Origin of the sequence: Microvirga brassicacearum (assembly GCF_008757455.1) — a bacterium.
Lineage (GTDB): Bacteria > Pseudomonadota > Alphaproteobacteria > Rhizobiales > Beijerinckiaceae > Microvirga > Microvirga brassicacearum.
This window is the reverse complement of sequence record NZ_VCMV01000028.1, coordinates 1-9,419: the sequence shown is the minus strand read 5'-3', so window position 1 is coordinate 9,419 and position 9,419 is coordinate 1. Positions and strand designations below refer to the sequence as shown.

General features: G+C 64.8%; 11 protein-coding genes. 3 read left to right on the top strand and 8 right to left on the bottom strand.

The window, feature by feature from the left end:
- Window positions 1-185: 185 nt before the first annotated feature.
- The 3 genes from FEZ63_RS16835 to tesB form a co-directional block, all read right to left on the bottom strand.
- The gene (locus tag FEZ63_RS16835) at window positions 186-1,517 is read right to left on the bottom strand and encodes an ammonium transporter (RefSeq protein WP_150946589.1); all 1,332 of its coding nucleotides are present in this window, start codon (window positions 1,515-1,517) and stop codon (window positions 186-188) included.
- A gap of 49 nt (window positions 1,518-1,566) precedes the next feature.
- Window positions 1,567-1,905 carry a P-II family nitrogen regulator gene (locus tag FEZ63_RS16830; protein WP_150946587.1) on the bottom strand — a complete coding sequence of 113 codons (339 nt, stop codon included), beginning with the start codon at window positions 1,903-1,905 and terminating at the stop codon, window positions 1,567-1,569.
- Between the two features lie 215 nt (window positions 1,906-2,120).
- Complete coding sequence (gene tesB / locus FEZ63_RS16825) at window positions 2,121-2,978, bottom strand: acyl-CoA thioesterase II (protein ID WP_150946586.1); 858 nt, start codon at window positions 2,976-2,978, stop codon at window positions 2,121-2,123.
- A gap of 320 nt (window positions 2,979-3,298) precedes the next feature.
- Between tesB and FEZ63_RS16820 the strand changes: the two genes are divergently transcribed.
- Window positions 3,299-4,570, top strand: coding sequence for a ubiquinone biosynthesis hydroxylase (locus tag FEZ63_RS16820; protein WP_150946583.1), 1,272 nt, complete (start codon window positions 3,299-3,301; stop codon window positions 4,568-4,570).
- A gap of 58 nt (window positions 4,571-4,628) precedes the next feature.
- Window positions 4,629-5,603 (top strand): bifunctional helix-turn-helix transcriptional regulator/GNAT family N-acetyltransferase, encoded by a 975-nt coding sequence (locus FEZ63_RS16815; RefSeq protein ID WP_150946581.1) that lies wholly within the window; start codon window positions 4,629-4,631, stop codon window positions 5,601-5,603.
- Here FEZ63_RS16815 and FEZ63_RS16810 read toward each other — a convergent pair.
- Entirely contained in the window at window positions 5,594-6,031 is a 438-nt protein-coding gene (locus FEZ63_RS16810) for a MerR family transcriptional regulator (protein WP_150946578.1), read from the bottom strand. The genes FEZ63_RS16815 and FEZ63_RS16810 overlap by 10 nt on opposite strands.
- A gap of 65 nt (window positions 6,032-6,096) precedes the next feature.
- Between FEZ63_RS16810 and FEZ63_RS16805 the strand changes: the two genes are divergently transcribed.
- Window positions 6,097-6,885 carry a cation efflux transmembrane domain-containing protein gene (locus tag FEZ63_RS16805; protein WP_420846295.1) on the top strand — a complete coding sequence of 263 codons (789 nt, stop codon included), beginning with the start codon at window positions 6,097-6,099 and terminating at the stop codon, window positions 6,883-6,885.
- A 72-nt stretch (window positions 6,886-6,957) separates the two neighbouring features.
- On the opposite strand, the gene ppa is transcribed toward FEZ63_RS16805, so the two are convergent.
- From ppa to FEZ63_RS16785, 4 genes are all read right to left on the bottom strand, one after another.
- Window positions 6,958-7,491: an inorganic diphosphatase gene (gene ppa / locus FEZ63_RS16800; protein WP_150946576.1), complete on the bottom strand. Its 534-nt coding sequence runs from the start codon at window positions 7,489-7,491 to the stop codon at window positions 6,958-6,960.
- A 136-nt stretch (window positions 7,492-7,627) separates the two neighbouring features.
- On the bottom strand, window positions 7,628-8,134 hold the full coding sequence (locus FEZ63_RS16795) for a GNAT family N-acetyltransferase (protein WP_150946574.1): 507 nt from the start codon (window positions 8,132-8,134) through the stop codon (window positions 7,628-7,630).
- 122 nt (window positions 8,135-8,256) lie between these two features.
- Window positions 8,257-8,802 carry an NADPH-dependent FMN reductase gene (locus FEZ63_RS16790; protein WP_150946572.1) on the bottom strand — a complete coding sequence of 182 codons (546 nt, stop codon included), beginning with the start codon at window positions 8,800-8,802 and terminating at the stop codon, window positions 8,257-8,259.
- An 88-nt stretch (window positions 8,803-8,890) separates the two neighbouring features.
- Window positions 8,891-9,419 (bottom strand): GyrI-like domain-containing protein (locus FEZ63_RS16785; protein ID WP_150946570.1); only part of this gene is annotated, 529 nt, incomplete at its 5' end.

Here is a 9,419-nt window from a genome sequence, read left to right as displayed (position 1 = left end):
GCGAAATTTCGTGACCGAGGCACCCAGTCGCCCGACCCCCACCCCTAGCCCCTCCCCGCAAGGGGGAGGGGAGCGCGCGACCTACCTCGGCGGCCGCATCTTTCCTGATTGCACCAAAAAGCCCCGGCCTTGCGAGCCGGGGCTTTTCTCGTCTGTGCCTCTGGAAGGCTTCGTCTTGTTTCGGCTCAGTAATTGTAGGCGCGCTCGCCGTGCTCGGCGAGATCGAGACCCTCGCGCTCGGCCTCCGGGGTTATGCGCAGGCCCACCACCCCATCGACGATCTTGTAGAGGATCAGCGAGCCGATTCCGGTCCACAGGATCGTCACCACCACGGCGATGATCTGCGTCCAGACCTGGCCGCCGATCGTGTACTCGCCGACGCCGTAGCCGCCGAGGGACGGGGCGGCGACGATGCCGGTGCCGATGGCGCCCACGATGCCGCCGACGCCATGGATGCCGAAGACGTCGAGCGCATCGTCATAGCCGAGCGCGTTCTTGACCCCGGTCACCGCGTAGAAGCACACGACCCCGGCCACGAGACCGAGCACGATCGAGCCCATCGGTCCGGCAAGGCCCGCCGCCGGAGTGATCGCCACGAGGCCCGCGACCGCACCCGACGCGATGCCGAGCAGCGAGGGCTTGCCCTTGGTGAAGGCCTCGGCGGCCATCCACGCAAGTCCGGCAGCGGCCGGCGCCACGATGGTGTTGAGGAGCGCCAGTGCCGCGCCGCCCGTGGCCTCGAGGTTGGAGCCGGCATTGAAGCCGAACCAGCCGACCCAGAGCAGGCAGGCGCCGACGAAGGTGAGCGTCAGCGAATGGGGCGCCAGGAGATCGCGGCCATAGCCGATGCGCTTGCCGACCAGGATCGCGCCGACGAGGCCCGCCACGCCCGAATTGATGTGCACCACCGTGCCGCCGGCGAAATCGAGCGCGCCGAGGGCGAACAGGTAGCCTTCCGAGAACCACACCATGTGGGCGATGGGCAGATACACGAAGGTGAGCCACAGGCCGGTGAACAACAGGATGGCGCCAAATTTCATGCGCTCGGCGAACGCGCCGACGATGAGCGCCGGCGTGATCGCCGCGAAGGTGAGCTGGAAGGCCAGGAAGGCCATTTCGGGAATCGCCACACCTTTGGTGAAGGTATCGGCCGTGGTCTCATTGGTGACGCCGGCAAGGAACGCCTTTCCGAGGCCGCCGATGATCGCCCCGATTGCACCCGGCCCCGACGTGAAGGCGAGCGAATAGCCGTAGGTGACCCACAGGATGGAAACGAGGCTGAACACCGCGAAGACCTGGGTGAGCAGCGACAGCATGTTCTTGGTCCGCACGAGGCCGCCATAGAACAGGGCGAGGCCCGGGATCGTCATGAGGATGACGAGCACGGTCGAGATCAGCATCCAGGCGGTGTCGCCTTTGTTGACGGTCGGCGCGGCATCCTGCGCGAGCGCCGGCGTGAGCGCGAGCAGGGTCAGCCCCGCGCCTCCGAGGAGGGTGGCAAAGAGACGACGATTCATCGGATTGGAACTCCGGGAAAGGGAAGGGCGGGATTGCGGAAAAGCGGGTTCACAGGGCATCGGCATCGGTCTCGCCCGTGCGGATGCGCACCGCTTTTTCCAGCGACATGACGAAGATCTTGCCGTCGCCGATCTGGCCGGTGCGGGCGGACGCGATGATCGCGTCGATGACCCTCGGCACCAGGTCGCTTGCCACCGCCACCTCGATCTTCAGCTTCGGCAGGAAGCTGACGGCGTATTCGGCGCCACGGTAGATTTCGGTGTGGCCCTTCTGCCGTCCATAGCCTTTCACTTCGGTCACCGTCAGGCCATGGACGCCGAGCGCGGTGAGCGCGTCGCGCACCTCGTCCAGCTTGAACGGCTTGATGACCGCCATCACGATTTTCATGGGTTATGCCCCCTTTGTGGCGCCGCCCGAACCTGTCCTGATCAGGCGCGGGCGGCGGTTTCCAGATGAATCCCGCCAAGAGCGGGGTCTCCGGCAAAGGGTAAGCAAGAACTATGCCAAGCCTTGTGAATCAACGATTTGCCACGAGCCTGCCTCCCAAACAGGCAGCGTGAATCCGATCGATTCCGGTCATGTTGCCTAAAAAGCAGGCAGCCTCATTCGCGGTCGCGGATGAGGCCTTCCTGGGCGACCGAGGCCACCAAGGTGCCGTCCTGCTTGAAGATCGAGCCGCGCGAAAAGCCGCGGGCGCCGGAGGCGTTGGGCGTGTCCTGCGCGTAAAGCAGCCACTCGTCGGCACGGAACGGACGGTGGAACCAGAGGGCGTGATCGAGGCTCGCGGCCTGGATGGTCTTGTCGAACACCGTGTGGCCGTGAGGCATCAGCGAGGTATCGAGGAGCGTCATGTCGGACGCGTAGGCGAGAACCGCCTGATGGATCGCCGGATCGTCGGGCAGCGGTTCGGTGGCGCGGATCCACACATGGAAGAGCGGCGCCATCGGATCCTTCGACATGTAGCGCTGGATTTCCACCGGCCGCATCTCGATCGGCCGCTCGCGCTCGTAATAGGTGCGCATCGGCTCGGGCATGGCGGCGATGATCTCGCCCTGCATCTCCTCCTCGCTCGGCAGCGCATCAGGACCCGGGACGTCGGGCATGATCGCCTGATGGTCGAACCCCTCTTCGGCCACCTGGAACGAAGCCGACATGGAAAAGATCGCGTGCCCATGCTGGATGCCGACCACGCGGCGGGTCGTGAAGCTGCGCCCGTCGCGAATGCGATCGACCTCGTAGATGATCGGTATCTTGGGATCACCGGGAAGCATGAAATAGCCGTGCAGGGAATGCGGCTGGCGCCCCTCGACCGTGCGGCTTGCCGCCACCAGCGCCTGCCCGATCACCTGCCCGCCGAAGACCCGCTGCCAGCCCACTTTCGGGCTCTGGCCGCGAAAGAGATTGAGCTCGAGTTGTTCGAGATCGAGGATGTTGAGGAGGTTCGCCACGGCGCTGGGCATCTCGATGATCCTTGTCGCAAGTCACATCCATCGGAGAGGGCCGGGCGAAGGTCAAGCCTCGAGCGCGACGCCCACTGCCCTCCCCATACGGGGAGGGACCGAGGGTGGGGTCGGAAGGTCGGAACGCTCGCGGTTCTATAGTGGAACGGACATTGATACGAGAAAGCCGACATCGGTTCAGCCCAATCGATCGACCCCCACCCCCTAACCCCTCCCCGCAAGGGGGAGGGAATGGGGCTCCCGGTTCACACAAAGGGCTCGACAGGGCGCGGGCGCGGGCCTATCGCCGATGGCAGGCCGCATCGACCGGGAGGGATCTCATGAGCCAGGCGGGTTCGAACGCCACGAGCGCGCCGCGCCTCGTCATCGCGGGTGGCGGCCTTGCTGGCCTGTCTCTGGCCCTGGCGCTCAAACAGGCGCTCGGCGACAGCCTCGGCGTGGTCATGTGCGACCCGGCGCTGCAGCGCGATCCCCATGGCGATACACGCGCCTTTGCCATTGCTGCCGCGGCGCGGCGGATGCTGGAAGCCATCGGAATCTGGCACAAGGTCGCGCCCAAGGCCCAGCCGATCCTCGATATGGTCATCACCGACAGCCGGCTGCAGGATCCCGTCCGGCCGACCTTTCTCACCTTTGAGGGCGAAGTCGGCGAGGGCGAGGCTTTCGCCCATATGGTCACGGCGGGAGACCTGACCGTCGCGCTGATCGCGGCCTGCGAGACATCGGGGGTGGACCTCCGCGCGGAGGCCGTCGAGAGCTTCCAGACCCGGGCGGCGCACACCGATGTCAAACTGGCGGGCGGAGAGATCCTGCCGGCCGCCCTGCTGGTTGCAGCCGATGGCGGCCGGTCGCGCTTGCGCGAGCAGGCGGGGATCGGCTGGATTTCCTGGCCCTATGGCCAATCGGGCATCGTCGCCACCATCCTGCATGAACGCGATCACGAGGGCCGCGCCGTCGAGCATTTCCTGCCCTCCGGCCCGTTTGCGATCCTGCCGTTGAAGTCCGAGACTCTCGTCGATGGCACCGTGAAGCACCGCTCCTCCATCGTCTGGAGCGAGCGCACCGAGAACGTGGCGGGGTTGCTGGAAGCTGATTCGGCGGATCTGCTCACGGAGCTCGAGCGCCGCTTCGGGCTGCAGCTCGGCCGCATCGCCTTCGAGACGCCGCCATATGCCTATCCGCTCTCCTTCGGGGTGGCGCGGAGCTTCGTCGGCGACCGTCTCGCCCTGCTCGGGGACGCCGCCCATGTGATCCATCCGATCGCCGGGCAGGGTCTCAATCTCGGCCTGCATGATGCGGCCGCCTTGGCCGAGATCGTGGCCGACGCCATGCGTCTCGGCCAGGATCCCGGCAGCGGCGAGGTTCTCGAAGCCTATGAGCGGGCCCGGCGGACCGACATCACCGCCATGGGCCTTGTGACGGACGGGCTAAACCGGCTCTTCTCCAACGATTGGCTGCCGGTCAGGCTCGTGCGCGACCTCGGCTTGGGCGTGGTGGACCGGATGCCGGCCCTGAAACGCTTCTTCATCCGCGAGGCCGCTGGCCTGACCACCCGTGAGCCGCCCCGCTTGCTGAAAGGCGAAAAATTGTGATTAGTTGACTAAGTCAACTAAATGATTGACGGTGTCTCTCCGCAAGGGATGAGCCGCCATGTCCGCCAGACCGACCGCCGACCAGATAGCCACCATGCGGCGCTTCAGCCGCTTCTACACCCGACAGCTCGGCCTGCTCGTCGAAGGCTTTCTGAAAAGCGAGTTTTCGCTCACGGAAGGCCGGGTGTTGTATGAGCTTGCCCATCGCGATGGGCTGACGGCGGCGGATCTGGCGCGCGAGCTCGGGCTCGATGCGGGTTACCTCAGTCGCATCCTCAAGCGATTCGAGGCCCGCGGGTTCCTCGGTCGCGCGACAGCGGCAGGGGACGGGCGACAGGCGGTGCTGGCGATGACCGATGAGGGCCGGGCGGCGTTCCAGCCGCTGGATCAGGCCTCCGAGGCGGAAGTGGCAACCCTGCTGGCCGGGCTTTCGGAGGCTGAGCGCCGCCAACTCGTCGCTGCGATGAGCACCGTCGAGCGCCTGCTCGGCGGGCGCACCGAACCGCGCGTCCCTTATCTTCTGCGCCCGCTCCAGACGGGCGATATCGGCTGGATCATTCGCCGGCAGGGCATGCTCTACGCGGAGGAATTCGGCTGGGACGAGACATTCGAGGCTTTGGTCGCCGAGATCGCGGCCGCGTTCGTCAAGAATCACGATCCGCGGACGGAGCGCTGCTGGATCGCCGAGCGTGAAGGCGAAATCGTCGGCAGCGTGTTCGTGGTCCGGCAATCGGACGCGGTGGCGAAGCTGCGCCTGCTCTATGTGGAGCCCTCGGCGCGCGGCCTCGGCATCGGGCGCCGCCTCGTGGATGAGAGCATCCGGTTCGCCAGAGCGCGCCATTACCAGACGCTGACGCTCTGGACGAACGACATCCTGGCCTCGGCGCGGCGCATCTATGAGGAAGCGGGCTTCCGGCTGGTGCAGGAAGAGCGCCATCACTCCTTCGGCAAGGACTTGGTCGGGCAAAACTGGGATCTGGAACTACGAAACGGGAACATCCGCGCTCTCAACAGCGAAGCGTCTCAGACCTGAGCCGGCACAATGTGATCCGCCCCGCAGAGCTCATGGTCACCCAGAACCTGGATGATCCTGCATTCGCGGATCTGTCCGTGATCGCAGGTCTTGAGCATGCGCCGGAGTTCAGTCCGCAAGGCGGTAAGGTGAGCGATCCTGCGCTCGACGGCCGCAAGGTGCCGCGTGACGATCTGGTCCGCCGGTTCACAAGGGCCATCCGGCTGTTCACTCAGTCCCAACAATTCGCGGATCGCTTCAATTTCGAAGCCGAGATCCCGGGCATGCCGGATGAAGCCGAGGCGGTCGAGTTCGGCTGGGCCGTAGCGGCGTTGCCGGCCCTCGGTGCGCGGCGGCGGTGGGAGCAGGCCGATCTGCTCGTAATAGCGGATCGTCGGCACCTTGACGTGCACCCGCCGGGACAATTCACCGATCGACAGATCCGACATTTTTGCGCTTGATCCTCTAGTCGCTAGAGCTTGTACGCTTCAATCCTCGTCGATGAAAGAGGATGATGATGAACGACACGCGCCACCAGGATTCGCCATGCTGCGGATCGCCGGAATGCCATTCCCACTCCCCTCCCGAACGTCCGGTTTCTCACGCACATGCCCATCCTCACGCCCATGAGCACGGCATCCTGCCGCTGACGGCCGGCGGCTCCTGCTGTCATGATGGCGTTCCGGTCTTCGACGGGGTCGATCCTCGTTACAAGCTGGTGCTCTGGATCGTCATAGCCCTCAACGGCGCGATGTTCCTGACCGAAATCGTCGCCGGCCATCTGGCCAGGTCCCAGGCCCTGCAAGCCGACGCGCTCGATTTTCTCGCCGACACCGTCACCTATGGCCTGAGTCTCGCGGTCATCGGGATGAGCCTGCGAACGCGGGCTGTCGCCGCCCTGTTCAAGGGTCTCAGCCTCACCGTGATGGGAGCCTGGGTGCTCGGCTCGACCGCCTATCACGTGCTTGTCCTCGGCCTGCCGCGCGCCGAAATCATGGGCGTCATCGGCATCTTGGCATTGGTGGCCAATCTGGCGAGCGTTGGCCTTCTGCTGCCCTACAAGGATGGCGACGCGAATGTCCGCTCGGTCTGGCTGTGTTCGCGCAACGATGCCATCGGCAATGTGATCGTGATGGTGGCCGCAGGCGCGGTGTGGGTGACATCGAGCGCCTGGCCCGATCTGCTGGTGGCGGCCATCATGGCAGGCCTGTTTCTCACCTCGGCGGTCCAGATCCTGCGCCGCGCCTGGGACGAATACCGCCTCGACGCGCCAGCGCGCCGGGTCGTGGCGGGCAGGCCCTGACACAAGAAAAAGGCCGAGGTTCCTCTCGGCCTTCCCGCTGTTTTGATGATTCGCAACGAAAAGGGCTTTTCCTCAGCCCTTCTTCTTCGCGCGCTCCATGCCCTCGCGGATCAGCCGGCGGGCTTCCTCGGCGTCGCCCCAGCGCAGGATTTTGACCCATTTGCCAGGCTCGAGATCCTTGTAGTGCTGGAAGAAATGCTCGATCTGCTTGAGGGTGATGTCGGGCAGGTCGGTGTAGGTCAGAACCCGGTCATAGCGCTGGGTCAGGTGAGCCGACGGAACGGCGATGATCTTCTCGTCCTCGCCCGCATTATCCTCCATCACCAGCACGCCGACGGGACGCACGTTCATGACCGCGCCGGGGATGATCGCCCGGGTATTGGCCACCAGCACGTCGCAAGGGTCGCCATCCCCCGACAGGGTGTGAGGGATGAAGCCGTAATTTCCCGGATAGCGCATGGCGGTGTAGAGGAAGCGATCGACGAAAAGCGCGCCGGATTCCTTGTCCATCTCGTATTTGATGGGCTCGCCGCCGAGCGGCACCTCGATGATGACGTTGACGTCGTCCGGCGGGTTATTTCCAATTGAAATGGCGTCAAGGCGCATAAACGATCTACTCCGAAACAAAAAGGTCACGAGCTTTCCGCTTCACTAGCCGCACTGGCGGCGAGCAACAAGCCGGATGAGCGAATTAGCATCTGGTGGGCGAACGGAATAACAGATCGCCGAAGCTCCGACCGTTCTAGACGAACAGGTAGCCGACCTTCGACAGCGTCACGCCGCCAATGCGTTCCTCGACCTCGGCAACGCTGCGCCCGCCAAGGCCCTCGTAGAAGCCGCGCGCCCGGGCGTTGTCGGAGAGCGCCCAGATGCCGATGCGCTTCATCTGCCGATCATGCAGGTCGTTGCGGACGGCCTTGAAAAGCCGCCGTCCGTAGCCGATTCCCTGATATTCCGGCGCCAGATAGAGCTCGTCGATCTCCCCGTCCGCCTGGAGACGACGGTCGCGGCTGCGGCCGTAGGACACATAACCGGCGATTCCCTGCCCGACATCGAGCACCACCAGGGGCCGGCCGCGCCCGATCGCCGAGCGCCACCAATCCGCACCCCGGCGGGCCAGCAGCTTTTCCAGCGCAACCCCCGGGATGACGCCCAGATAGGCTTCCCGCCACGCCGCCTCGAACACGCGCGCCAACCCCGCCGAATCTTCGGCTTTGGCGCGGCGGATGCTGACGAGAAGGTCGCTCATGGGATCAGCTTCGGCAGAAAACGGGCATTGACGCCACGATACCATCGTCCGCCCGACAAGGTTAAGGCCGCCTTAAGGACTACGGGCCGGAAGCCGCCAAAACGCCGCAGGCGTGAACCCGCTCACGCGACCTTCGCGATCCAGCTTTCGAACTTGTCGAGATAGCCCTGCAGGAATTTGCGCGTGGAATCTGGAATGATGTCGTGGTTTTCGTCGATGAGGTCCGGCTTCATGGTGAAATACACCTCCGGCCGGCCCAGCAGCAAAAGCCCGAGCGGCACGAGAATGCTGCGCAGCTGCGCCTGCGCGACGGCCGTCCCCACATTGCCGGGACTGGCCCCGACGATGGAGGCGGGCTTTCCCGACCACGAATTCTGGCCGTGGGGGCGGGTGCCCCAATCGACCACATTCTTGATCACCGCCGGAATCGAGCGGTTATATTCCGGCGTCACGAACAGCACCGCATCGGCATCGGCAATGTCCTGCTTGAGGCGCAGGACGCTGGCGGGTGGATCGACCCACAGGTCCTCGTTGTAGAGCGGCACGTCGCCGAGTTCGACGAAGTGGAAGGTGAATTTCGACGCCCCGAGCTTGGCCAGCGCCTTGGCGAACTGGAGATTAATCGATTCGCGCCGGAGACTGCCGACAAACACCGCGACCTTGTACATGACGTCCCCGTTCGCTTTACCAAAGGCGCGATACGCTAGCGGACGGGCGTCCTCTCACGCAAGGTCAAGGTAATGAACGAATGGTGCCTCATTCCTTCGGCTGAACGTAGATGTTCACCTCGAGATTGGCATCGTTCGAGTCGGTCATCTCGTTTGCGTATTCCTCGGCGAAGGCGTCCTGCGCGACGATGTTCTTGGCATCGAGATAGGCGGTGATCGTCTCGTACGTACCGTCGATTTCCTCGTACGCATCCTTGTGGACGAAGCGGAAGGCCTTGCCTTCGGGGGTCCTGCCGAACTTGATCTCGGGCGTCAGCTCGGCCTTGCCTTCGGGTGCGCCGGCGATCGGGATCATCGCCTCATAGCGGAAACCCTGATCGTCCGTGTGCACGAACACCGTGAGCGGCTTGCCCGTAGGCGCGATTCCCGCCCGCGTCAGCGCGTCCTCGATCTTGCCGAACGCGGCTTTCAGGTTGTCGAAAGCCTGTTCCCAGGTGCTCGTTCCAGTGGCGATCGCCGCCGGCTTTCCGGTCAGCACCACGTCCTCGACGTTGGTCGGGTCGCCGGGCGTCGGCACCAGGGTGGTCCGGCCGCCTTGGGGCGGAGGTGCGGGGGTT